The 25,362-nt window shown below is 43.8% G+C and carries 26 protein-coding genes; 7 read left to right on the forward strand and 19 right to left on the reverse strand.

The window, feature by feature from the left end; translation table 11 throughout:
• Position 1: 1 nt before the first annotated feature.
• From rpsQ to RTS09_RS05680, 14 genes are all read right to left on the reverse strand, one after another.
• Positions 2-286: a 30S ribosomal protein S17 gene (rpsQ, locus tag RTS09_RS05615; RefSeq protein WP_007115554.1), complete on the reverse strand. Its 285-nt coding sequence runs from the start codon at positions 284-286 to the stop codon at positions 2-4.
• Between the two features lie 2 nt (positions 287-288).
• Positions 289-495, reverse strand: a complete 207-nt coding sequence (rpmC, locus tag RTS09_RS05620) for a 50S ribosomal protein L29 (RefSeq protein ID WP_007115553.1) — start codon at positions 493-495, stop codon at positions 289-291.
• Positions 495-908 carry a 50S ribosomal protein L16 gene (rplP, locus tag RTS09_RS05625; protein ID WP_007115552.1) on the reverse strand — a complete coding sequence of 138 codons (414 nt, stop codon included), beginning with the start codon at positions 906-908 and terminating at the stop codon, positions 495-497. The genes rpmC and rplP overlap by 1 nt, the downstream gene beginning before the upstream one ends.
• Positions 909-913: 5 nt before the next feature.
• Positions 914-1,666, reverse strand: coding sequence for a 30S ribosomal protein S3 (rpsC, locus tag RTS09_RS05630; RefSeq protein WP_007115551.1), 753 nt, complete (start codon positions 1,664-1,666; stop codon positions 914-916).
• A gap of 1 nt (position 1,667) precedes the next feature.
• Positions 1,668-1,997, reverse strand: a complete 330-nt coding sequence (gene rplV / locus RTS09_RS05635) for a 50S ribosomal protein L22 (protein ID WP_007115550.1) — start codon at positions 1,995-1,997, stop codon at positions 1,668-1,670.
• A gap of 10 nt (positions 1,998-2,007) precedes the next feature.
• Positions 2,008-2,283 (reverse strand): 30S ribosomal protein S19, encoded by a 276-nt coding sequence (gene rpsS, locus RTS09_RS05640; protein WP_007115549.1) that lies wholly within the window; start codon positions 2,281-2,283, stop codon positions 2,008-2,010.
• A gap of 11 nt (positions 2,284-2,294) precedes the next feature.
• Positions 2,295-3,125, reverse strand: a complete 831-nt coding sequence (gene rplB / locus RTS09_RS05645) for a 50S ribosomal protein L2 (protein WP_007115548.1) — start codon at positions 3,123-3,125, stop codon at positions 2,295-2,297.
• A gap of 10 nt (positions 3,126-3,135) precedes the next feature.
• A complete protein-coding gene (rplW, locus tag RTS09_RS05650; protein ID WP_007115547.1) occupies positions 3,136-3,459 on the reverse strand; it encodes a 50S ribosomal protein L23 in 324 nt (107 codons plus the stop codon).
• The gene (gene rplD, locus RTS09_RS05655) at positions 3,456-4,058 is read right to left on the reverse strand and encodes a 50S ribosomal protein L4 (RefSeq protein ID WP_007115546.1); all 603 of its coding nucleotides are present in this window, start codon (positions 4,056-4,058) and stop codon (positions 3,456-3,458) included. The genes rplW and rplD overlap by 4 nt, the downstream gene beginning before the upstream one ends.
• Before the next feature lie 14 nt (positions 4,059-4,072).
• Positions 4,073-4,711: a 50S ribosomal protein L3 gene (gene rplC, locus RTS09_RS05660; RefSeq protein WP_007115545.1), complete on the reverse strand. Its 639-nt coding sequence runs from the start codon at positions 4,709-4,711 to the stop codon at positions 4,073-4,075.
• Between the two features lie 68 nt (positions 4,712-4,779).
• On the reverse strand, positions 4,780-5,091 hold the full coding sequence (gene rpsJ, locus RTS09_RS05665) for a 30S ribosomal protein S10 (RefSeq protein ID WP_007115544.1): 312 nt from the start codon (positions 5,089-5,091) through the stop codon (positions 4,780-4,782).
• 347 nt (positions 5,092-5,438) lie between these two features.
• Positions 5,439-7,004: an Rne/Rng family ribonuclease gene (locus RTS09_RS05670; RefSeq protein ID WP_312115660.1), complete on the reverse strand. Its 1,566-nt coding sequence runs from the start codon at positions 7,002-7,004 to the stop codon at positions 5,439-5,441.
• A 70-nt stretch (positions 7,005-7,074) separates the two neighbouring features.
• Positions 7,075-7,722 (reverse strand): HAD family hydrolase, encoded by a 648-nt coding sequence (locus RTS09_RS05675; RefSeq protein ID WP_312115663.1) that lies wholly within the window; start codon positions 7,720-7,722, stop codon positions 7,075-7,077.
• Positions 7,715-8,812: an RluA family pseudouridine synthase gene (locus RTS09_RS05680; protein ID WP_312535101.1), complete on the reverse strand. Its 1,098-nt coding sequence runs from the start codon at positions 8,810-8,812 to the stop codon at positions 7,715-7,717. The genes RTS09_RS05675 and RTS09_RS05680 overlap by 8 nt, the downstream gene beginning before the upstream one ends.
• A gap of 661 nt (positions 8,813-9,473) precedes the next feature.
• Here RTS09_RS05680 and RTS09_RS05685 point away from each other — a divergent pair.
• Both RTS09_RS05685 and RTS09_RS05690 read left to right on the forward strand, forming a co-directional pair.
• Positions 9,474-9,620: a hypothetical protein gene (locus tag RTS09_RS05685; RefSeq protein WP_219331656.1), complete on the forward strand. Its 147-nt coding sequence runs from the start codon at positions 9,474-9,476 to the stop codon at positions 9,618-9,620.
• A 50-nt stretch (positions 9,621-9,670) separates the two neighbouring features.
• Positions 9,671-13,480: an Rne/Rng family ribonuclease gene (locus RTS09_RS05690; protein WP_312535102.1), complete on the forward strand. Its 3,810-nt coding sequence runs from the start codon at positions 9,671-9,673 to the stop codon at positions 13,478-13,480.
• A gap of 105 nt (positions 13,481-13,585) precedes the next feature.
• On the opposite strand, the gene RTS09_RS05695 is transcribed toward RTS09_RS05690, so the two are convergent.
• Positions 13,586-14,503 (reverse strand): DUF808 domain-containing protein, encoded by a 918-nt coding sequence (locus RTS09_RS05695; RefSeq protein ID WP_312535104.1) that lies wholly within the window; start codon positions 14,501-14,503, stop codon positions 13,586-13,588.
• A gap of 416 nt (positions 14,504-14,919) precedes the next feature.
• Here RTS09_RS05695 and RTS09_RS05700 point away from each other — a divergent pair, with 416 nt between their 5' ends.
• The 3 genes from RTS09_RS05700 (at position 14,920) to RTS09_RS05710 (ending at position 18,669) form a co-directional block, all read left to right on the forward strand.
• Positions 14,920-15,762, forward strand: coding sequence for a DsbC family protein (locus RTS09_RS05700; RefSeq protein WP_312535106.1), 843 nt, complete (start codon positions 14,920-14,922; stop codon positions 15,760-15,762).
• Between the two features lie 176 nt (positions 15,763-15,938).
• Positions 15,939-17,276 carry a homoserine dehydrogenase gene (locus RTS09_RS05705; RefSeq protein ID WP_312535108.1) on the forward strand — a complete coding sequence of 446 codons (1,338 nt, stop codon included), beginning with the start codon at positions 15,939-15,941 and terminating at the stop codon, positions 17,274-17,276.
• A 214-nt stretch (positions 17,277-17,490) separates the two neighbouring features.
• Entirely contained in the window at positions 17,491-18,669 is a 1,179-nt protein-coding gene (locus tag RTS09_RS05710) for a thiolase family protein (RefSeq protein ID WP_312535110.1), read from the forward strand.
• Positions 18,670-18,755: 86 nt separating this feature from the next.
• On the opposite strand, the gene RTS09_RS05715 is transcribed toward RTS09_RS05710, so the two are convergent.
• The gene (locus tag RTS09_RS05715; RefSeq protein ID WP_312535112.1) at positions 18,756-19,397 is read right to left on the reverse strand and encodes a DUF1294 domain-containing protein; all 642 of its coding nucleotides are present in this window, start codon (positions 19,395-19,397) and stop codon (positions 18,756-18,758) included.
• Positions 19,398-19,893: 496 nt separating this feature from the next.
• Between RTS09_RS05715 and RTS09_RS05720 the strand changes: the two genes are divergently transcribed.
• Positions 19,894-20,727, forward strand: coding sequence for a DUF2382 domain-containing protein (locus tag RTS09_RS05720; RefSeq protein ID WP_050324662.1), 834 nt, complete (start codon positions 19,894-19,896; stop codon positions 20,725-20,727).
• 172 nt (positions 20,728-20,899) lie between these two features.
• On the forward strand, positions 20,900-21,463 hold the full coding sequence (locus RTS09_RS05725) for a DUF2382 domain-containing protein (RefSeq protein ID WP_175405680.1): 564 nt from the start codon (positions 20,900-20,902) through the stop codon (positions 21,461-21,463).
• 152 nt (positions 21,464-21,615) lie between these two features.
• Here RTS09_RS05725 and RTS09_RS05730 read toward each other — a convergent pair whose 3' ends face one another.
• The 3 genes from RTS09_RS05730 to fadA form a co-directional block, all read right to left on the reverse strand.
• A complete protein-coding gene (locus RTS09_RS05730; RefSeq protein WP_312535114.1) occupies positions 21,616-22,533 on the reverse strand; it encodes a LysR family transcriptional regulator in 918 nt (305 codons plus the stop codon).
• A 136-nt stretch (positions 22,534-22,669) separates the two neighbouring features.
• The gene (gene paeA, locus RTS09_RS05735) at positions 22,670-23,992 is read right to left on the reverse strand and encodes a polyamine export protein PaeA (RefSeq protein ID WP_050324660.1); all 1,323 of its coding nucleotides are present in this window, start codon (positions 23,990-23,992) and stop codon (positions 22,670-22,672) included.
• A gap of 167 nt (positions 23,993-24,159) precedes the next feature.
• Complete coding sequence (gene fadA / locus RTS09_RS05740; protein WP_007115528.1) at positions 24,160-25,332, reverse strand: acetyl-CoA C-acyltransferase FadA; 1,173 nt, start codon at positions 25,330-25,332, stop codon at positions 24,160-24,162.
• Positions 25,333-25,362 lie beyond the last annotated feature (30 nt).

The raw sequence follows: 25,362 nt of genomic DNA on the forward strand, positions 1-25,362 counted from the left end.
ATTAAATATTAACTGCTTTTTCTACGACGTCTACCAACACCCAAGATTTGGTTTTTGATAGTGGACGTGTTGATTTGATACGAACTGTATCACCAACGCCACACTCATTGTTTTCGTCATGAGCATGTAGTTTGGTAGAACGGCGAATCATTTTGCCATATTTGGCATGACGAATACGACGCTCAACAAGTACAGTAATGGTTTTATCCATTTTGTCACTGACAACTTTACCAGTGACTGTACTTTGTTCAGTAGCGTTAGCTTGGTTGGTATTTTGCTCACTCATGATTAAGCCCCTTGGTTTTCGGTGTTCTGTTTTTCAGAGATAAGAGTCTTGATTTGAGCAATCGTACGACGATTTGCTTTAATCTCATGGGTGTTGCCTAACTGACCAGTGGCTTTTGCCATACGAAGACGAAATGTTTCTAACTGTTTTTCGTCTAGTAATTGGGTCAGCTCTTCGACTGATTTGTCTTTAAGTTCACTGATCTTCATTACATTATCGTCCGTTTAACAATGGTGGTTTTGAAAGGCAACTTGGCAGCTGCAAGCGTGAACGCTTCAGTTGCTAGCTCGTCAGAAACCCCTTCGATTTCATAAAGCATTTTGCCTGGTTTGATTTCGCATACCCAGTATTCTACTGGACCTTTACCTTTACCCATACGAACTTCTAGTGGTTTTTCGGTAATTGGTTTGTCTGGGAACACACGAATCCAAATTTTACCACCGCGCTTGATACGACGTGAAATCGTACGACGAGCAGCTTCGATTTGACGGGCAGTCATACGACCACGTTCTACTGATTTAAGTCCGATTGTACCAAAAGATACGCTACTACCACGGTGAGCTAACCCCGTATTACGTCCTTTTTGTACTTTACGAAACTTGGTACGTTTTGGTTGTAACATATCGATTAACCTCTGTCTTTAGCTGGGCGCTCACTACGTGGGCGGTCGCTACGATCATTACGAGCACGACGTTTTTGAGGTGCACGTGCTTGCTTTTCTTCTTTGACTGGATTATATACACGGTTCATGCCGTCAAGCACTTCACCACGGAAAATCCAAACTTTTACACCGATAGTACCGTAAGTGGTTTCTGCGCGTACATTTGAGTAGTCAATGTCAGCACGTAATGTATGCAAAGGTACACGACCTTCACGATACCACTCTGAGCGAGCAATCTCAGCGCCGCCAAGACGACCTGATAGCTCAACTTTGATACCTTGTGCGCCAGCTTTCATACTGTTTTGAACAGCACGTTTCATAGCACGGCGGAACATGACACGACGTTCAAGTTGTGAAGCAATACCGTCAGCCACTAGACGTGCATCTAAATCTGGTTGGGTAATTTCTTCAATGCTAACTTGTGCTGGTACGCCCATCAATTTGGTAAGTTCTTTTTGTAGGCTTTCAATATCTTCGCCTTTTTTACCAATGATGATACCAGGACGTGCCGTGGCGATAGTGATTTTAGCTGCGCCTGTAGGACGTTCGATGCTAATACCGCTGATCATCGCTGCTTTAAGCTTTTTCTCTAAATATTTACGAACTTGTAAGTCGTTGATTAAGTATTCAGAGTATTTTTTTGGATCTGCATACCAGTTAGCGTTTGATTTACGGATTACGCCAAGACGGATGCCGATTGGATGAACTTTCTGTCCCATATTATGCTCCTACCTTAACTGTGATGTGGCAAGTACGTTTGCTAATACGGTCAGCACGACCTTTGGCACGTGGTAAAACACGTTTTAACGTAATACCTTCATCCACATAAATGGTAGAAACACGCAATGTATCGATGTCTAAACCATTGTTATGCTCAGCGTTAGCAATCGCAGATTCTAAGCATTTTTTAACCAATTTAGCGGCTTTTTTGTTGCTAAAGGTTAAGATATCTAATGCACGCTCGATTGATTTGCCGCGAACTTCGTCAGCAACTAAGCGTACTTTTTGTGCCGAAATGGCGGCACCGCGTAATTTTGCAGTTACTTCCATGATGAGCACCTTATTTCTTAGATTTCTTGTCAACGCCATGACCACGATATGTACGGGTTGGGGCGAATTCACCAAGTTTATGACCAACCATTTGCTCGTTTACGATAACAGGTACATGTGTACGACCGTTATGAACAGAAATAGTTAAGCCGACCATTTGTGGCAAAATCATTGAGCGACGTGACCAAGTTTTGATTGGTTTGCGTGAGTTAGTTTCTAACGCATTCTCAACTTTGGCAAACAAGTGCGCATCGATGAATGGACCTTTTTTCAATGAACGAGGCATGAAATTATTCCTTATTTCTTATTGACGCGACGACGGCGGATAATCATGTGGTCAGTACGTTTGTTAGAACGTGTTTTAAGGCCTTTAGCCTTTTGACCCCATGGGCTGGTTGGGTGTTTACCGAAGTTACGACCTTCACCACCACCGTGTGGATGGTCAACTGGGTTCATTGCAGTACCACGAACGGTAGGACGAACGCCACGCCAGCGGTTGGCACCTGCTTTACCCAATGATTTAAGGTTATTTTCAGTGTTTGATACTTCACCGATAACCGCACGACAATTTACGTGGATACGACGAGTTTCGCCTGAACGTAAACGAACGATTGCATAGATACCATCACGACCCAATAATTGAACCGCAGCACCTGCTGAACGAGCGATCTGTGCACCTTTACCGATTTTAAGTTCGATATTGTGAATCACTGTACCCACTGGAATGCTACGTAGTGGTAAGCAGTTACCTGGGCGAATTGGTGCAGTTTCACCAGAAATAACGGTATCGCCTTGTTGCAATTTTTTTGGTGCGATGATGTAACGACGCTCACCGTCTGCATATTTAAGTAGTGCGATGTGCGCAGTACGGTTCGGATCGTACTCAATACGCTCTACAACAGCAGGGATGTTGTCTTTGTTACGTTTGAAGTCAACAACACGGTAATGCTGTTTATGACCACCACCGATATGACGGGTAGTGATGCGACCGTTGTTGTTACGACCACCAGTTTTGCCTTTTGACTCTACTAATGCTGCATAAGGACGACCTTTATGAAGGTGTGGATGCACCACTTTCTCGACAAATCGGCGACCTGGTGATGTCGGTTTGGCTTTTACGATAGGCATTGTGTAATCCTTATTCGTTGTCAGCAGCAGGTTGTTCTGCTACGTCGGCTACTTGAACATCTTGACCAGCTTTTAAGGTCACATAGGCTTTTTTGAAGTCTTGACGACGACCTACCGTGCGACCAAATCGCTTTGTCTTACCTTTAACATTCAAAGTGTTAACTTTAACTACTTCAACACCTTCAAACATTAATTCTACGGCTTTTTTAATCTCTTTTTTTGTCGCGTTGGTGTCAACTTTGAATACTTGCACACCTAAAGTATCGCCCAAGATTTGAGATTTTTCTGAAAATACAGGTGCTTTTAGTACCTGATATAGTCTTGCGTTATTCATGCTAACACTCCCTCAATTTCTTTGGCGGCTGCGACAGACATGATGACTTTGTCAAACGCAATCAGGCTAACTGGATCAACTTCAGTGCTACCTAGTACGCTGACGTATGGAATATTGCGAGCAGCTAAGTAAAGATTTTCGTCAACTTCATTGGTAACGATCAATGCTTTAGGGGCATTTAAGTCTTTAAGTTTAGCAATAAGCTCTTTGGTTTTTGGTGCTGAAATGCTGATGTCATCAACCAATACTAAACGGTCTTGACGAATCAATTCAGCAAGAATGCATTGCATGGCACCACGGTACATTTTACGGTTCACTTTTTGTGACCAATCTTGTGGTTTGGCTGCAAATGCGCGACCACCACCGACCCAAATTGGGCTACGGATGGAACCTGCACGTGCACGGCCAGTACCTTTTTGACGCCATGGTTTTTTACCACCGCCAGATACTTCACCACGCGTTTTTTGAGCACGGCTACCTTGACGACCACCCGCTAAATAAGCGGTAACTACTTGGTGTACAAGTGCTTCGTTGAATTCACGACCAAATGCTACGTCTGATAGCTCAACCGCCGAACCTGTTACTGTATTTAGATTCACGTTAATCCCCTTGATTAAGCTTTAACTGATGGACGTACGATAACGTCGCCACCGTTGGCACCAGGAATTGCACCCTTGATAACTAGGATACCTTTTTCAGCATCAACTGAAATCACTTCTAAGCCTTGTACGGTCACACGTTTGTTACCCATTTGACCTGGCATTTTTTTGCCTTTAAATACACGACCCGGTGTTTGGTTTTGACCTGTAGAACCCACAACGCGGTGAGATACTGAGTTACCATGTGTCCAATCTTGTGAACGGAAGTTGTGGCGTTTGATACCACCTTGGAAACCTTTACCTTTGCTGGTACCAATTACGTCAACGATTTGACCTACTTGGAACAAGTCAGCAGCGATTTCACTACCTGCTTCGCGGCCTTCAAGTTCGCTGTCTTCGACGCGAAATTCCCAAGTGCCACGACCTGCAGCAACACCAGCTTTTGCAAAGTGACCTTTTTGAGCTGCATTAACACGAGAATCACGACGTTCGCCAGTTGTTACTTGGATAGCTTGGTAGCCGTCTGTGTCTTGTGTTTTGATTTGAGAGATACGGTTGGCAGTAACTTCAACAACAGTTACAGGAATTGAAACACCTGCTTCTGTGAAGATACGAGTCATGCCGCATTTTTTTCCGACTAAACCGATCGCCATGTTGTTAACCTCTTAATTTTTACTGTTATTCAATATAGGTCTGAGTCCTAAGGATGAAACCTAAGGGGTTAGCCTAATGCGATTTGTACATCAACACCCGCCGCCAAATCTAACTTCATCAGTGCATCGACTGTTTTGTCAGTAGGCTGAACGATATCTACCATACGTTTGAATGTGCGGATTTCGTATTGGTCACGGGCATCTTTGTTCACGTGTGGTGAGGTTAAGATGTTAAAGCGTTCAATGCGAGTTGGTAGCGGTACTGGACCACGAACTTGTGCACCTGTGCGTTTTGCGGTATCAACAATCTCTTGAGCTGATTGGTCAATCAGACGATGGTCAAAAGATTTAAGTCTGATACGGATTTTCTGGTTAGCCATGCCAGTAAGCTCCTAATATAAAGTTTGATATGGGTTAATTTGCGTTGGGTGTTAAGCTGTTATTGAGTAAACACCTAACTTGCATTTTTTACCTGTTCTTGACAGGCACTTTTTGAAAATAAAAAAATTTCAGTCCCACTCAAACTATTAACTTGCAATACATAGATAGCATTATTAATAGTCGGTGAAACTGTATTCTTTAATTTCGTGTCGCAATCAATGGAGCGACTGTATTAAAGGGCTTGTTCGCTTATCGTTAAAAGATAGAAACTGACGAATCATCTTCGTCGCCCTGCAATAAGTTAAGTGGGCTGTATTATACCGATTTTTTGGGTAAAAGCAATAGCCTAATCTAGCAAAATATCATATTGTTCTTGATTGAAACGGTTATCACTTTCTAAGTTAATCGGACGACCCAGCAAATATTCCATCTCTGCCACCGTATCCGCTTCAATGGTTTCAAGCAAATCAATCACGCCACTATTTGCGACCACGGTAAATTTCTTAGGGGCGTTGTAGGTTCTAGCGCAGCGCATCAATTCGCGGAAAATCTCCAGACACACGGTTTCGGCGCTTTTGACAAAGCCTTTACCGCCACAGGTTGGACACGGCTCGCAAAGCTGTTGCTGTAGGCTCTCTCGCGTGCGCTTGCGAGTCATTTCTATCAGCCCAAGCGCTGAGACTTCGCTGATGTTGGTTTTGGCATAGTCACGTTTGAGCTGTTCTTGCAGGCTTGCTAGCACTTCATCGCGGTGTTGTTGCTCTTGCATATCGATAAAGTCAAGAATGATAATCCCGCCCAAATTACGCAGTCGCAGCTGACGGGCGATAGCGTGGGTGGCCTCCAAATTGGTTTTATACACCGTATCTTCAAGAGAACGCCCTCCGACAAATGAGCCTGTATTGACATCAATGGTGGTCATGGCTTCGGTTTGATCGATGATAAGATAACCGCCTGATTTGAGATTAACACGGCGATTGAGCGCGTCTTTTAAATCATCTTCAACGCGGTGAACATCAAATAACGCCTGCTCGCCATCATACAATTGAATACGTGGATAAATCAGTGGGACAAATTCTTTGGCAAAGTGACGAATAGCGTCAAACACTCGGGCGTTATCGACCGTCACCCTTTCAGTCTGCTCACCAATCAAATCTCGAATTGCGCGCAAAGGTAGCGACAAGTCTTGATAAATCAGCTCAAAACGACGATGGGTCGGCGTTTGCTCACGGCGGGCTTGTACCATCCGCCAAAGCTGCAGTAGATAATAAATATCTTCTTCAAGTTTGGATTGCGGGATATTTTCGGCAGCGGTACGGGCAATCAATCCGCCTTGCAGATTGACTTGGTGCATCAGCTCGCCAAGCTGTGTTTTTAACCGCTCTCGCTCATCGCCATCAATCCGCTGTGAGATGCCGATATGTTCACCATACGGCAAGTACACCAAATAACGCGAAGGCAATGACACATCCGTCGTCAATCGTGCCCCTTTACTGCCTAATTGGTCTTTAATCACTTGCACCAAGATACGCTGTCCTTCATACAAGCGGTTTTCTATCAACTCGCTAGGCGGTGGCTGATAGGTGGTTGTGGTCATCGCCAGCGTAGTGGTGTCAGGGTCTAAGGTGTTGTCAATCGCGGGGTTTTGCGGTTTGGACGGTTCAATGGCTGAAAGCTTAGGACGCAGGGTCTGCATATCATTGACATGCAAAAACGCGGTGCGCGATTGCCCAATGTCGATAAACGCCGCCTGCATTCCTGGCAGTACGCGCACCACTGTGCCAAGGTAGATATTGCCCACTGAGCCAAGTTTGCTATGGCGTTCGATAAAGATTTCGTTCAGTATCCCATCTTCGAGCACCGCGACTCGGCTCTCAGATGGGCTGATGTTGATGAGTAGTTCTTCGGTCATTATTAACAGCTTTTTAAAATTTTTAGTTGCCGTTATTCTACTCGAAGTTAGTTATCTGCACAAAGCTAAACTAAATTAGCTGTTGTTTTAGTTCATTGATTGTTGTTACAAGCTTGGTTGGATGTTCTTTTGCCAAAACATCGGCTTTTTCACAGCCGTAACTTACAGCAATGCTATCCATCTGTATTGCATTTGCCATACGGATGTCATGAATACTATCACCGATAAAAACAGCGTCTTCAATTCTTGTGCTTGTTTCTACCAAGATTTGCTCAAGCATTAAGGGATTTGGCTTACCTGCAGTTTCGTCAGCGGTTTTGGTGAACGTAAAAAACGCTTGAATCCCAGAATTGGGTAGCACGCGCTCCAGACCTTTACGTTTTTTCCCTGTTGCAATGGCTAAGGTTTTGCCTTGTGCGTGTAAATCTTGAATCAATTCTTTGACACCATCAAACAATTTGTCATTGTCGCAATGCTTGACATAATACTCAGAGTAAGTGGCTAAAAGTTCATCATATTTATCGCTGTCATTAGGAAACAAAATTGGAAACGCATCGACTAACGCAATGCCGATAATAGATTTGGTGGCGTCATCGGTGACGGTTAAACCGTGCTTTTCAGCAGCATAGCGCATGGCATCGACGATTAAGCCAACCGAATCCATCAGCGTGCCATCCCAATCGAAAATGATTAGCGATTTGTTTTTCATGTTAATCATGTTGATTCTCTAGCAAATTTTGCATATCGACTGGCAATTCGGCTGTAATCGTTTCATATTCCGGAATAGCAAGCTGATAAGCATGCAAGCACAAGCGGCGCACGCTTTTATCGCCTTTAGCCACATTCGGATTATATTTATCATCACCCAACAGCGGATGCCCGATACTCGCCAAATGCACCCGAATTTGGTGGGTACGCCCTGTGAGCGGTTTGGCTTCAATTAAGCTGACTTTCTGACCATTTAACTCAAATTTTTGCAACACGTTAATTTGGGTTTGACTTGGCTTACTATCTTCGGATTTTATATCGACTTTGACACGGCGTTCACCGCTTTTGCCTTCTTGTGTGGCAGGCAACGTGTATTTTAATAGCGGTTTATCAATGGTTTGTGTTTCGCTACTTATCCAACCTACCACCAAACACAGATAGGTTTTTTGCAAGGTTTTTTCTCGCAAATGTTCTTGTAAAGTTTTAAGGGTTGAGCGTTTTTTGGCAATCATCAGCAAGCCAGAGGTATCTTTGTCAATGCGGTGTACCAGCTCAAGGTATTTTTTACCCGTTGCTTCTCGCATGGCTTCAATCACGCCAAAACTCTCGCCACTGCCGCCATGCACCGCCATACCCGATGGCTTATTGAGTACGATTAAACCTTCATCTTCATACACAATGCGCTCAAGCAAACTCTGGGCAAAATCAGGGCTAATCACTGGTTTTTCACGCGTGGCAAGCTTGATGGGTGCAATGCGCACCACATCATTGCGCTGCAGTTTATCGTGGGGTTTACAGCGTTTGCCATTGACACGGATTTCGTCAGAACGAATCATGTTATAGACGTGTGAGCGCGGCAGTCCTTTAAGACGACCCAACAAAAAATTATCCACACGTTGGTCATGCTGCTGGCGCGTGACGGTCAAGTAATTGACTTTAGCAAAATCTAAAATATCGTCATCTGCAGACTGAGGTTGTTTGCTCGGCGGTTGTTTGCTCGGCGTGCGTTTTGGGGTTTGATGAGCCGATTGCTGCGATGGGGTGTCGCGTTTTTTGCTAGGATGGGCAGGACGTTTGGGAGACTGCGAGTGCTCTGTCATATTTTAATAGCCGTTTACATAAAAATTTGCTATAGTTTAGCAGTTTAGTGCCTGTGCCGCTATGAATTCGCGCCATCAATTCGACTTAAACCCTGTTAAGCTTCCTTAGAATGGAGTGTATGCGGGATAATTAAACTGTCGCTTTTGCTGTCGCCCATACCGCCGAAATTTATTCATGGCAGTATGACTCACGATAGGGCGCACTAAACTGCCAATATTTATAGATTTTAAGACTGATTTTAATCAATATCAGCACACGACATACGAGTAACGAAGATAATTGTCATTTGGAAACATGTTCAAATAGTTTGTAAAGATTAGTGATATATAGAGATAACAGATAAATGGTGGGTTTTGTGCCTTACAACCACAAAACTGCTGGTAACGATTAGCGTATTATGCGCCTAGGTAAATGAACTCAGTAGTTGCGATTTTGAGATAAACGTTTACGGTTTTGGACGATTTACCATTTTAAATTGCCCACGCCTTTGTAAAACCTAACTTATCAGGCTTGCCATTTAAAGCGAAAACTAACGCTAACACTTTTTGACCAATAGGGAAACAGGGTTCATTCATTTGTCCTAAAACACACATTGTTTTGGGCTATAACCCCAAATCCAGCATGACGGCTATATTTACATAACAGGCTTACAACCTCGCTATGGCAATAATCCAACTTCATCATGCAATTTTTGGTGAACAACAAACCTTGTTATCAAGCGTTGTCAAGCCACTTGCGCTTGGTATCAGCGAGTATAGTCAAGACTGTTTGACGTTGTTTCGCCTAATATTTGATAGTAATGTTTGATAGCAACATTTATCTACGCTCGTATGTTTTGTGTGTTTAGGAGAAAACACATGAAACGCATCCTCATCAATGCTACCCACGCCGAAGAAATCCGTGTTGCCCTGTGCAATGGCAATCATTTGTATGATTTCGATTTAGAAAATCGTACCCGCGAGCAAAAAAAAGCCAATATTTATAAAGGTCATGTGACCCGTGTCGAGCCATCGCTTGAAGCCGTATTTGTGGAATACGGTTCACAACGTCAAGGTTTTTTACCGATTCGTGAAATCGCCCCAGAATATCTAGCAGGCGACCCTCGCTCTACCACTAACATCAAACAACTGATTAAAGAAGGCGATGAGCTCATCGTTCAGGTGGAAAAAGAAGAACGCGGTAATAAAGGCGCGGCTTTATCTACTCTGATTTCATTGGCGGGTCGTTATTTGGTATTGATGCCCAACAATGCGCGTGGCGGCGGTATCTCTCGCCAAATCTCTGGCAAGCTGCGCGACGAGATGAAGCAAGCGTTAAGTGAGCTAAGACTACCCAAAGGCATGAGCGTTATCATCCGTACCGCAGGGATTGGTAAAACCACGGATGAATTACAACAAGACCTTGACCATTTATTAAACATCTGGAAAGGCATCCAACAACAAAGCCAAAAATTTCCCTCACCTCGCCTGTTGCACCAAGAAGCGGGCGTAGTCACCCGTGCAGTACGCGACTACCTGCGTGATGATATCACGGAGATTTGGGTCGACAATGAATACGCCTATAATGAAGCGGCGAATTTTATTGAAGCGGTGATGCCGCAGCAAGCGAATAAACTGCGCAAATACACTGACTATGAGCCGATGTTTGCCCGTTTTGGGATTGAAAAACAAATCGAAACCGCCTACCAACGTGAAGTACGTTTGCCAAGCGGCGGTTCAATTGTAATTGACCAAACTGAAGCCCTCGTATCAATCGATATTAACTCATCAAAAGCCACCAAAGGCGCGGATGTCTCAGAAACGGCGTTTAATACCAATTTAGAAGCAGCAGATGAAATCGCCCGTCAATTACGCCTGCGTGATATGGGTGGTTTGATTGTTATTGACTTTATTGACATGGCAACCGATGACCACCAAAAACAAGTGGAAAATCGTCTCAAAGAAGCCACTAAAAACGACCGCGCGCGTATCCAATTCGCTGAAATTTCACGTTTTGGACTACTTGAAATGAGTCGTCAACGCTTGCGTCCGTCACTTGAAGAAGCGACAGGTTACCTCTGTCCCCGTTGTCACGGTACCGGTATGATTCGTGACTTGCGTTCACTTGCCTTATCAATCATGCGTCAAATCGAACAACGGGCGCTACAAGAGCGTCATGGCGAAATACAAGCCGAAGTGCCAACCGATATCGCGGCATTTTTACTCAACGAAAAACGTGAAACGCTGGTGTGTCTTGAGCAAGAAAGTGGCACGCGCATTACTATCTTGCCACATGCCCATCTTGAATCCCCCGAGTTTAATATCACTTATAACAGTGACGGGTTTGCGCCATCGAGCTATGAGCGTGTCGCCGAAAGCCAACAACAAGAATATAAAGACCGTGGCTACGATACTAGCAACTGGCACACGGATGACAATGAAGTCAGCCGTGTAGCACCGACAGGTAATCATAATGCCTGGAGCAATGCTAGCAACGCCGCCAACACCACGCCTAGCCCTGCAACGCCATCCAACAAGCCTCAGCAAACTGCTAACAATACGACTGCCGCCAAAGCTGCCGCACCACAACCCGTGCAGCCGGCCGCAACTGTGCCTGCAACTTCTGCAGTCGCTTGGCTATCGAACTTGTTTGCCCCTACCCAGCAAGCCCAAGTCACCCCACACTTTAGCGGTCAAGATGCCGCTTCGGCGATTGAAAGTCTCGTCAATACTGGCGCGCAAAGTTTGGGTGTGCAAGGTCAAATCAATCATGCCGCATTGACGGCAAGCATCCCTGCGGCGAGCGCAAACACCAGTGAAACTAGTGCCAATCCTTATCAAGAAGCGTCTCAACAACCTTCAGCCACGGCTGAATCAAGCGATAAAGATGCCGAGCGCCGTAAACGTGGTAACCGCAAACCAAAGGCTAAAAAACCAAACCGTTATCAATCTGAAACGAGTGAAGCAGAAGTTTCATCACAGGACACTGACAGCAATAAAGACAAGTCAAATGATGCGTCAAAAACTGCCAAAACTAGTGAGCTGCCAAAACGCGAGCCGAATAGTCGCCGTGACAGCCGCGGGGTCAAAGAACGTCGTGCTACACTAGCGAACGATGATAGTAACGTAGCTGCAGTCAATGATGTAACAGCGACTGATACCGCTGTTGCCCCTGTCGATGGTAGAAAAAATAACCAATCCAAAGCAGAAAAACCGAAAGGCGCAAAACAACGTGACCCCAACAGCGTGCAAGTTCAAGTATTTAAAACTGAACAACAGCAACCTATAGCTGCGGTTGAAACAACGCACCTCTCGCTAGATGCTAGCAAAGGGGAAATTGCAGAACCTGAGGTTCAGCCAATAGCATCGGCTACGATGCCCGAACCCACAACACCCGAACAGGCAATTGAGACGCCAGTTATCCCTAGCAGCATTACAGTGTCCAATGACGAGGTAGCAGAGCTTTCTACAGCATCCACACCATCTAAGCCATCCGCTGAGCAAGCCCCTGCCCAGCTAGCAGTGACACCGAGCCAAGGTCGTGCCAAAAATGACCCACGCGAAGTGTACAAGGCTTATCAAGCGCAATTTAGCCCAGTTGCCTCTGTAGTGAGTACTTCGGTGACAAAAATTTCAGGTACGGTGAGTCAGTTTATTAACCAGTACTTAGATAATGCCGCTGAAAAAATGGCAACCGACAGCGTGGTTAGCTGCTTTATCCAAGCCATCGATGCTTTTAATCATCAAGCTGCTACCACCACGACCACCTCAACAAAAGATAATGTCGTAGTGGCTGAACAACAGCGTTTTGGGCAGTACTTTAGAAATTATGGCTATGCCAGTCTATCCGCGCAAAACTTGGATGATTATCATACGGCCATTCTGCCAGCCAATCAGTTCCAACGCCAAGCAGGCAAAACTGACGCTGCGCTACCAGCGGTAACTAGACGCGCTATCAATGACCCACGCGGTTCCTTGGTTAATACCGCTATCGCTCAAGCGCCGACTAACTCAAACCCGTCAGTTGCTGAGCCTACCTCCAATCAAACTGACAGTGTCACCGGTCAAGTAGAAGCAGCCTCAACTCAATCAGCGTCGCCTAGCCAAAATCACCTGCCATATCAAGCAGGTAGCGTAGGCGCATGGATTGTGGCGCGCTTGGGCGAGCAAGGTCATGCGTTGATTGAGCAAGGTAAATTGGTCGAAGCTTACTTGCAAGCGCACAATGCGCCAGTCGCTAACCAACCAACCGAGCCAGTCTATGCGACAATAATAGCGGATGATGCTATAGTGAATCAGGACGTTGACTCAGTGCCAACGTCTGATGAACCCGCATTAGACCATAACACTGCTACCGAAGCGCTTGAACAAACGGACGTAGAAGATAGTGCAGAAGCGGCTGCACAAAAACGTAAAACCACACCGGTAAGTTATAAGAACATGATTGAAAGTGTGGCAGAGCAAATGAAACCGGCAACCGTTGGTATGCTGACCTTGGCAACCCCAAAAGCACCAAAAACCCGTACGCGGAAAGCTAAGTCGAGCGAAAAACCAGCAGCCAAACCCAAAACGCGTACCAGTAAAAAGGTGGAAAATGCCGTTGTTGTCACTAAAAAATCGACGACCACCGCCCAAACTGAATTGGCGCCCTCTCACGATGAATCGGAAGCGCCGCAGCACAATCAGTAAGTCAATCGCGTTTGCATGTATGTATAACAATAAAAAAGCAGTTCAACATGAACTGCTTTTTTATTTTAGCGACAAATTTTAGATACAATGAATTGGCGGGCTTGTTTAATGGGCAGGCTTGTTACGAATTTTTGAAATGACTGTCATGATCGCAACTACCACCAAACCTGCTAGCAAACCAACCAGTGCATTTAATAGGTTGGTGGTTAAGCCTGAAAACGCCCCTGACAAGTCACCTAAATGTTCAATCCCATGATGTAATGCGCCAACGCCATGTGCCAAAATACCACCACCCACCAAGAACATCGCCAAAGTACCGGCGATTGATAGCACTTTCATCAAAATAGGCGCAAAGGTTAATAACGCCTTACCTATACTTTGTGCCGCTGATGACGACTTTTGCTGCAAGTGCAGCCCTAAATCATCTATCTTGACAATCATAGCTACAAAGCCATACACACCCACTGTCATGATGAGTGAAATTACTACCAGTGTTATCGCTTTATCCAGTAAAGGCACCGTTGCCGCAATGGTGCCGAGGGAAATCACAATGATTTCAGCCGATAAAATAAAGTCCGTTCGCACTGCCCCTTTGATTTTCTCTTTTTCATGCGCCACCAAATCTATGCTTTCATTGGCATTGGCTGCTACCCGTTCGGCTTGCTCGGGGTCATTGCTGCCAGCGTGGGGCCAAAATTTGTGCACCACTTTTTCTGCCCCTTCATAACACAGATATAAACCACCAATCATCAATAACCCGGTCACTAAGGCTTGCGAAATCGCACTAATAATCAAAGCCAGTGGCACCAAAATCGCTTTATTGACTAAGGAGCCTTTGGCGACACTCCACACCACAGGTAACTCGCGATCGGCTTTTACCCCTGACACTTGATTGGCGTTAAGTGCCAAATCATCGCCCAACACGCCCGCCGTTTTTTTGGCAGCGACTTTTGTCATCACCGATACATCATCTAGGATGACGCTAATATCGTCGAGTAAGGTTAACAAACTAGCAATTGCCATGATAAATTCCTAAAAAATAGTAAAAGATGAAAAAATAATAATAGTTATAACTAGCTGACGATTTATTAGTTTACAAATTTGTCATTCAAACACAATGTTTAAATTGTATTGCAACTTATCAAAAGTTATTTGCTTAAACGCTGAATTTTTTTAAAAAACCTAGTTAAGCAAACTTTGTTAAACAACCTTTTAATCCATTAATAGAACTTGGCTTTGAGCCGGTTGCTTTTAGCGCACCAAAAGATTGAAACAAGCGGAAAGATTGAGACGAGCAGAAAGATTGGAACGGGCAAAAATGTGAGCCCCGACCTAGTAGACCTGATAGATTATTAACAATAAGTTGACAGGGGTAGCGCTCATACGCCATAACAATATGGTAAAATAAAAACCTATATTAACGTTCTGTGGGTTTTCTCATGCTCATTCGTTTTGCAACTTATCGTTCTAAAACCTCATTAGCTACCCGTTTAATTACCAGTGTCATCACCGTGGCTGGCATTGTTGGTTTGGCAGGTTGTGATAATGCCCAATCGCGCACACCCGTCAATTCTGAAAGTCAGAAACACGAAGCGAGTAGCAGCTCAGCCACCGTGACAAAAAATGAATCACAGCTACAGCAAATGCTAGCGGCAAATTTAGCCAAATCAGGTATCACCGCCAAAATCACCTCGGTGACAGCGACCAGTATGCCAAATATCTTTTGGGTCAAAGCCGAAGGTTTACCGGCGTTTTTTACCGATGCGACAGGTCAATATGTGGTACAAGGCGATATCATCAAAGTCGGTGGTGCCAAACCTGAGCACATCTCAGCGAACTTGCAAGCGCAAGATGCGAAAGCCAGCCTTGCCACCATTGATAAAAAAGACATGATTATCTTCCCTGCCAAGGGGCAGACGAAAGCGGCAATATATGTGTTTACCGATGCAGATTGTGGTTATTGCCGTAAATTCCACAGTGAAATTGATGAAGTAAATGCACTGGGTATCGAAGTACGTTATCTACCTTGGCCACGTAGTGAACAGACCATGCCAATCATGGAAAAAATCTGGTGTAGCAGTGACCGCAAAAAAGCCTTAACCGATGCCAAATTGGGCCTGCCTATCAATGCACCGACTTGCAGTAACCCCGTACGTAAAATTTATGAATTAGGCGCAAATTTGGGTATCAATGGCACCCCAGCCGTGTTTGACACAGAAGGTCATCAACTTGGCGGTTATGTGCCACCTGCTGAATTGGCACAGGCGCTCAACCTCAAATAAGTTCATCACCCCTGATGGGATAAAAACCAGCTAGTGCTCATTAGCTGGTTTTTTTATTTTAATTTTTTTGGGCAATTAGATTTTATACCTTACCAATCACAAGTTAGCATGGTATATTTACCTAGCCTATTTTTAAACTTTTATTTTTATATTTTTGACATTTGAGAATTTTTTTTATGAATAATCGACCTATTCAATTAGCGATTTTAGGGCTTGGTACTGTGGGTACTGGGGTGGTTGAACTACTACAAAACAACCTTGATGAAATGACGCGTCGCACAGGACGTGAGATTAAAATTACCCACGTAGGCACGCGTCGCAACCGTACCGATATCCCAACAGACATCAAACAATCTGCCGATTTGCTTGATATCGTTCAGCAAGATGATGTGGATATTGTGGTGGAATTGATGGGCGGTACCACCACGGCTAAAGAGGTGATTTTAGCGGCAATCGAGCATGGCAAACATATTGTGACTGCCAACAAAGCATTACTGGCAGAACATGGCAATGAGATTTTTGCCAAGGCGGATGCCAAGGGTGTCAAAGTGGCTTATGAAGCCGCAGTTGCCGGCGGTATTCCGATTATCAAAATTTTACGTGAAGGCTTAGCTGCCAACAAGATCGATTGGCTTGCAGGTATCATCAATGGTACAGGCAACTTTATCATGACTGAAATGCGCGATAAAAAGCGGGACTTTGCAGATGTCCTCGCTGAAGCCCAAGCGCTGGGGTATGCCGAAGCCGATCCGACATTTGATGTCGAAGGGATTGATGCTGCGCATAAATTAACGCTGCTTGCGTCCATTGCGTTTGGTATTCCATTGCAATTTGACAAAGTTTACTGTGAAGGCATTACCAAAATCACCCAGCAAGATGTGCGTTATGCCAACGAGCTTGGCTACCGTATCAAGCATTTAGGGTTTGCTAAACGTCGTATTCTAGACAGTGGTGAAGAAGGTATTGAATTACGTGTACACCCTACTTTGATTCCAAAACAGGTGTTACTTGCCAATGTGAATGGGGTAAAAAATGCCATTATGGTTGACGCAGAGCCTGTCGGACAAACCTTGTATTACGGTTCGGGTGCCGGCGCAGGCGCGACCGCATCAGCCGTGATGGCAGATGTGGTGGACATGGTACGCGCCCTTGCAGAGACCCATGATTCAACCGCTAATTTGGTGCCACATTTGGCGTTCCAGCCTGAGACACTCAATAACACACGCATTTTATCGAGCGATGAAATGATCTCAGGCTACTATCTGCGCCTACAGGTCAAAGATGATTTGGGCGTACTAGCAGAAGTCACCCGCATTTTAAGTGAGTCTAAAATTAGTATTGATGCAATTTTGCAACAGCCAGCGCATGATGATACTAGCACTGACTTGCCTGTCATTATTATGGTTGACCCCGTTGTTGAGCGCAATATGAATGAAGCGATTGCCAAAATTGAAGCGTTAGATACCGTGACCGATAAGGTGATACGCATTCGATTGGATGAGTTAATGCAGTAAGATTTGGGGAGACTTAATTGGCATATTTTACAGTGTTTTCAGTAGTTTAATTTACATTTTAACTATGATAATATGAAATGTATCGCATTAGCAAAACTTAAAACATCTATTGTGATTGGCATGGTTGGCGTTTACAGCCTTGTTTATAGACCGTAATGATTTATGTCGTAGTTTGCTTGTCACCACAAAAACCATAACGCAAAGGAAATTTAATATGGAAAATTCAGTCGTAATCGTAGATGGCGTTCGCACCCCAATGGGTGGATTCCAAGGTGATTTGAACGAAGTATCAATGCCAGAGCTTGGTGCAACCGTCATTAAAGAAGCCGTTGACCGTGCTGGCGTAAAACCAGAAGAGATTGACGAAGTTATCATGGGTTGTATCTTAACCGCCGGTGCAGGACAAAGCCCAGCGCGTCAAGCGATGCGTAAAGCAGGTATCCCAGATGCCACAGGCGCAGTCAATGTCAACAAACTTTGTGGTTCTGGTATGAAAGCTATCATGCTAGGTGCCAACTCAATTCGTAGTGGTGAGTTTGATATCGTGGTAGCAGGTGGTATGGAATCAATGACCAACGCCCCTTATGTACTACCAAAGGCACGTGGTGGTTATCGCATGGGTGATGGCGAGATCAAAGACACCATGTTCTTAGATGGTCTTAAAGATGCTGATACCGGCAAGTTAATGGGTGCATTTGCGCAAGAAATGGCAGATAAACGGGGTATCACACGTGAGGCGATGGATGCATTTGCTATTGAATCGCTAAAACGCGCCAACACCGCCATCAATGAAGGTCACTTCAAAAACGAAATCGTTCCGGTTACTGTCAAAACTCGTAAAGGCGATGTAGTCATTGACACGGACGAACAACCCGGTAAAGCCAATGTAGACAAAATCCCAACCTTAAAACCCGCGTTCTCAAAAGATGGTACAGTCACTGCCGCTAACTCAAGCTCAATCTCTGATGGGGCAGCCGCCGTTGTATTGATGTCAGAAGACAAAGCCAAAGAAAAAGGCTTAAAACCACTTGCACGTATCGTTGCCCAAGCCACTCACTCACAACACCCAAGCGAATTTACTATCGCACCTATCGAGTGTGTGAAAAAAGTTTTAGCAAAAGCTGGCTGGAGCAAAGAAGACGTTGATCTTTGGGAAATCAATGAAGCATTCGCCATGGTAACCATGCTTGCTATGCAAGAAAATGACCTTGATCATGCTAAGGTTAATATCGAAGGCGGTGCTTGTGCATTGGGTCATCCCGTGGGGGCATCGGGTGCGCGTATCGTAGTCACACTCATCAACTCACTCAAACGCACAGGCGGTAAAAAAGGCATTGCTAGCCTATGTATCGGTGGCGGTGAAGCGGTTGCCTTAGCGATTGAATTAATCTAATTGTCTCATGCTAAAAAAAATCCCTAATCTATATTAGGGATTTTTTTACTCAACGATCGATCTATAACAATCAATCTATCAAGCAATCATCTGATTTTTAGGTTGATATAACTTATGATTGCCAAAGCTAAAAGATTACCCATCACTGTCAAGTAAAAAGCCCTACGAAATTCTGGTTTGGTTGATTTATGGCGCAATAACCAATGGGCAAACGCCGCCCCTACCCAACCCCCAGCAAAAGCTAATTTATGGAGTGACGCTTCTTGCACGCGCCAATCTCCATTTTGTGCAGCTTTTTTATCATGCGCGTATAGCAGATAGGTCGCCAAACTTATCGCAAAATACCAACCAATAATCCATAAGGGTAAGTGCTTAACCAGCACAACAGCGGTCAGTAACATAAAAAACAGCACCCCAATAGCCACCCACGTGAGTAATGTTTGATTTTTAAGGTCATTTTGAGCTTGACGAACTTGGCGGGCATGTTGCTGGGCAATTTTTTGTCTGACAAACGTCTGTTGCTGCACGTTGATAGCACAGGGTTTGCCATCTCTGCCTTGCCCTATTTCAAAAACTACCGCTTCATTAAGCACAGGACGTTGGTTTGCTCGGTATTCACTGATATGAAAAAAGATGGCTGAGTTTTGTAAATTGTTATCCGTCCGCTCAATAAACCCAAAGCCTTTGTCATCTTGCCAGCGGGTTATTTTGCCCTGATATTTTGTCATCGAAAATCACCTAATATATATGTTGATAACTCATTATTTTTTATTACTTATCTTTTATAACGCCTTATTGGGTGGGCAATGGTGTTTCGCGCTAAGTGCTCTACCCGACTTTTTTCTATGTTTTTAATTTATTGCTAAAAGCCAATTTTTTTTACGCTTGGTTGCAAAAGTTACTTAAGACAACTGCCAATTACACCCTCTAAACAAAAATTTATCAAATCCTACTACTTAATGGGAGCTTTTTTCAGTAATCTTGTTTGCAAGTCGAACGATTAAGCGTATGACATTTTTCATCGTTTTTATCATCGGCGATTTCAACAATCAAGCATCTGTTTCAACAACCAAGTAGCTGTGAAACATCTAATTTGTTGAATTTTAAAAATTTTATTATAACAATTTTCATTTAACTATAAAAAACTATCTTATATTTATTTAGTTTTTAACTTAACTACCTTAATAAAAAATAAACAATAAGATATCTAAAGGAGATTTTTCCATGGCAAGTTTAATACGTTTACGCGATATCCAAGATACCCACGTTGACCTTTTAGGTAACGATTATTTTGATCCAACTGGTAAAACCGCTTATGGCGCCAATGGCGACAAAGTGGGTAGTATTCAAGGTGCTTTAGTTGATGAGAGCACAGGCCGTATTCGCTATTTCATTGTTGATGTAGGTGGCTGGTTTAGCTCGAAAGAAGTTTTAGTACCAGCGGGTCTAGCTCGTATTCAAGACGACAATGTATACTTTGATTCGCTCAGCCGAGATACTGTTGAAACAATGGATAGCTACGATCCTGACTACAATTACAGTATTGAAGAACAAACGGTTCGTGACCGTCACGTATTTGACCGTGCTGCCACACCTGTTAAGCTTACTGATAACGATTACCAATCACCTAATACATTACAGTTACTTGAAGAACGCATTTCAGTCAATAAGGACAAAATCGTAGCAGGTTTACTAAAAGTTGGTAAACACGTTGTGTCTGAGCCACGCACTGTCAACGTTGAGTTAACTGAAGAACAAGCGCATATCCAGCGTACGCCAGTTAACAGACCTACTGACCGCAGCATCGGTGATAATGACAATGCCACTATTGAGGTTGAACTTGAAGCAGAACGTGCAAATGTCAACAAACAAACTTATGTCACTGAAGAAGTTAACGTAGATAAAGTGGCACAAACTCGCACTGAGACCTTTAATGAAACCGTTCGCCGTGAAGAGTTAGATGTACAAAAAGATGGCGTTGAGCGTGTAACAGGTGTTGATACCGTCGATGGTAATGTATCACCTGCAATTGATCCAAATGCGCCCCGTAAACTTTAATAATTAATATCATTAGATAATTGATTACTATAGATTTTAACTTCTGCCAACGGTGTTGCCATTGGCTTGAAAAAGGCAGATGATTTCATCTGCCTTTTTTGTGGTTGTTATATATTATTACAGGATTTTGGAACAATAACTTTGCAATGGAAAACACTTTATGAAAAACCCGATGACAAATACTACCGAACTAGACACTAATGATACCCATACTCATGATAACATTGTTAAAACCGTCGATCTTCGTGAAGATACCACTAACACCTTAGAGCTATTAGCTGAACGCCCCCAAGTGCAAATTGAGCGATTTATCAAAGACAATATTAAATTATCAAAAAAAATTATTAGCCAAACAGTTAACGTTCCTGTGACACTCAATCAAGAAGTCTTAGTGATTGAACATGTGTTTACGCAGCCTAGTGCCTCTCATGATAATTTAGTTAGTGTGGTTACTAATAACGTCAATGTGCCACAGTTGATGGTGAATGGGCAAGCGATTACTTTAGGCGATACTCCGATTGAGATTCCTCTACTTCAACAAACAGCGAAAGTGAATATTGAAACCATTGTGGCGGAAAAAGTACAGTTAATGACCCAAAACGTCAGTCATGAAACGCAAATTCCTGTGACATTGCGTCATGAAGAATTGGTGACTGAAAAAGTTGAATATGATGAGCCTACGGTATTAGCGACAACGCATATCGCCCCTGAAGAGGTTAACCTAGTTTCAAAGTAATCCCATTCTACTTTGGGTGAGCTCGCTTTGGCTTCTGTTGGCGTGTCTTTTGTTGGCGTATGTTGATATGTAATTTGGGTGTGGCATTCATCAACATAATAGTGGTGTTGTAACATCACATCCAGCATTTTTAATCGGTTAGGTTTAATCGATTAGGCTCGATGATGGGCGGGTATTGTAGATTTATGGGTAATCTCTGGCAGTAAATCTAAAAACCCTTGAATATAAGCCACCTCTTTACTTGTGGTACGGGTCGCCGCATAAAGCTGGCAAAACACACCTTCCCCCAATGCCCTTGATATTACCCAGCCTTTTTTTTCGTATTCATTGACCACCCAATTCGGTAATGAGGCAACCCCTCGTTCGCTCGCAACTAGCTGAATTAACATGGCGGTCAATTCTGTGGTTCTTAGTTTCTTGGGCGCAAGTCCTGCAGGCGCAAAAAAATGCGCGATGATATCGAGCCGCTTGGCTTCCACAGGATAGACGATAAGCGTTTCATCAATCAAATCTTCTGGCAAAATCGGCGATTTTTTATCGACTAATGGGTGCGTCGGTGACAACACCAACCGACTTTCATATTGGAATAACGGCAGATAGCTGATTCCCTCCAAGGGTAAGCGACTGGCTGTGATAAGCACATCAATTTCTTCATCGAGTAGCATTTGGTGGGGCTCAGGTTCAAAGCCTGAGCTAAAGTCCAGCTCAACGTCTTGCCATTCCCTGCGATAACGATTAAGAATAGGCATCAACCAATCAAAACAGCTATGACATTCCGAGGCCAAACGTAATTGTCCCGTTTGACCACGACCCAGTCTTTTAAGGTTGGCGGTGGTACGATTAAATTGCGGTAGCACACTGTCCGCAAGTTTGAGTACTTCTTTGCCTGCTGGGGTAAAGCTTAGCGGTCTTGAGCGGCGATTGACGAGGCTAACACCATAATAATTTTCGATTTCTTTGAGCTGATGGGACACCGCTGATGCCGTGACATACAAGTCCTCAGCCGCGGCAGCAAGCGAGCCTTGCTCACGTAGTGCGGTCAATAATTGAAGGTGGCGGATTTCAAGCATAAAATAATTTTACCGTTTGCCAAGCCCAAAAGAAAAAAGTTCACGATTTGGTGAAACCATGAACTACTTTAACAAGAAACGTGAAAAAAGTTAATCAATTTCAAGTCAAAGCGGCCGTATTACTCAATCACTTTGACTAACTATCACTGATAATGTGCTCTTCTTCATCTTTGAAATTACGCGTCACAAGTAACTGGTCAATTTTATGATGATCAATATCGACTACTTCAAATTTATAACCTTGATATTCAACAAAATCCGCAGGGCGAGGAATTTTGCGCAGTTTGTACATCATAAAACCCGCTAAAGTTTCATAATTATCCCAATCAGGAAAATCTTCGATACCGAGCGCATGTTTGACATTTTCAATCGGTGTAGTACCTTCAATCAGCCATGAGAATTCATCACGCTGGATAATCTGCTGCTCATCTTCAATCGGTGCGACCCAATCCCCCATCACTGTCATCATGATATCAGAGAGCGTAATGACACCGACAATGAGCGCATACTCGTTCATTACCACAGCAAATTTTTCTTTACTAGAGCGAAAACGATCTAGCAGCTCGGATAAGGTTAATGTATCGGGGATAATTAATACATTACGAATCGTAGTTTCATTGAGCAAAATTTGCGACTGGTTACTAAGAAGTTTTACCAAGATATCCTTGGTATCGACATACCCAATCACTTCATCAATATGGTCTTTACATACCAAAAATTTTGAATACGGGTAATTGGCGATTTTTTGGCGGATACTTTGCTCAGACTCGCCAAGGGTGAAATACACCACATCCTCACGGGTGGTCATGCTAGAGGGCACGTTGCGTTCTTCAAGCTCAAAAACGTTTTCGATAAAGTGATGTTCTTGCTTGAGCAACACCCCCGCTTGCGCCCCTGCATCCACCACGGCAGAAACATCATCAAAGGTGATATTTTCTTCTCTTACCATGTTGATTTTGAAAATTCTAAAAATCAGATTTGCCAACCCGTTGATAATCCAAGCCAGCGGCTTAAATACTTTGATTGACAGCAGTACAGGCTCAATCACCGCTAACGCCACGCGTTCTGGGTTAATCATGCCAATGCGTTTAGGAATCAAATCAGCAAACAAAATAAACAACAAAGTGACCAGCAAAAATGACATTATAAAACCGATATTATCGAGCATTTTGCCTTGATAAAAGGGGGAGATAAGGTCAATAAAGTAGGGACGAAGCGCAGACTCACCCACAATACCGCCCAAAATTGCCACGGCATTTAGCCCAATTTGTGAGGTAGCAAAAAATTCGGCAGAATTTTCTTGTAAATGTAGAATTTTATTGGCGCGATTGTCACCCGATTCTGCCAACAACTTTAGCTTGATGCGCCTAGCACCTGCCAAGGCAATTTCGGAGATGGAGAAAAAACTGGAAATCAACACTAATATACAAATAATTAGTAGATTTTGGAATAAACTCACAATACACCTATATTTATCTATTTTTATCTAGACAACATAACAGATTTGGTAAAAAATTTCTTAGACTTTATAGTAAAGCAATATTAGTAAAAAAACATGGCTGAAGAAAACTGGCCGCGTAAAAAAACCCTTGATTGAAATCAAGGGTTTTTGTTACAACAAACTGTTTATACACGTTCAATAATGGTGGCAATCCCTTGACCCAGACCAATACACATGGTGGCAAGACCGAGTTGGGTGTCTTGTTGTTCCATCACATTTAGAAGTGTGGTGGTGATACGTGCACCAGAACAGCCTAGCGGGTGACCTAATGCAATAGCACCACCATTTAGGTTAACGATGTCTAGTTTGTCTTGTAGGTTTAAGCCCTTAAGAACCGATAAGCCTTGTGCGGCAAATGCTTCGTTTAGCTCGATGGTTTGCATATCGTCGATGCTCATGCCAGCGCGTTTTAAGGCTTTTTTGGTGGCAGGCACTGGCCCATAACCCATGATAGCGGCATCACAGCCTGCAACTGCCATACCGCGAATACGGGCACGCGGTGTTAGTCCTAAATCTTTGGCTTTTTGTGCAGACATGATAAGCATCGCAGATGCACCATCAGATAAGGCTGATGAGGTGGCAGCTGTTACGGTACCGCCTTTAGGATCAAATACGGGGCGTAATGCCGCAAATGATTGCATGTTGGCATCAGGACGAATCACCTCATCGATGGTGCAAAGTTGTAGGTTACCGTTTTCGTCATGACCTTCAATGCCGATGATTTCGTTCTTGAAACGACCTTGCTGTGTCGCTTCCCAGGCACGGCGATGTGATTCTACACCAAACGCATCTTGTTCTTGACGGCTGATGTTATTCATACGTCCAAGCATTTCAGCGGTTAAACCCATCATGTTAGAGGCTTTTGCATAATATTTTGAAGCCTCTGGGTTGATGTCAATACCGTGCATCATGCCCACGTGACCCATATGCTCAACACCGCCGATAATGAACACATCACCTTGACCGGTCATGATTTGTGCCGCTGCGGTGTGAAGCGCTTGCATGGATGAACCACATAGACGGTTGACCGTTTGACCTGCCGTAGTACGTGGTAATTCAGCCAATAAACCAATGTTACGACCAATATTCATACCTTGCTCTAGGGTTTGGTTGACACAGCCCCAGATAACATCTTCTACAAGTTTGGTATCAAACGGGTTACGCGCTACCAAGGCTTTAACAAGCTCGGCAGACATGCTGTCAGCGCGTACATTGCGAAACATACCATTTTTTGATTTGCCCATTGCGGTACGAACGCCATCGACAATCACGACATCTTTTGGACTTAATGTAGTCATTTTATTCTCCTTAAAATTTATAATCGTCGA

Source organism: Moraxella sp. CTOTU47618 (assembly GCF_032017425.1).
In the GTDB taxonomy this organism is placed as follows: Bacteria; Pseudomonadota; Gammaproteobacteria; order Pseudomonadales; family Moraxellaceae; genus Faucicola; species Faucicola tetraodonis.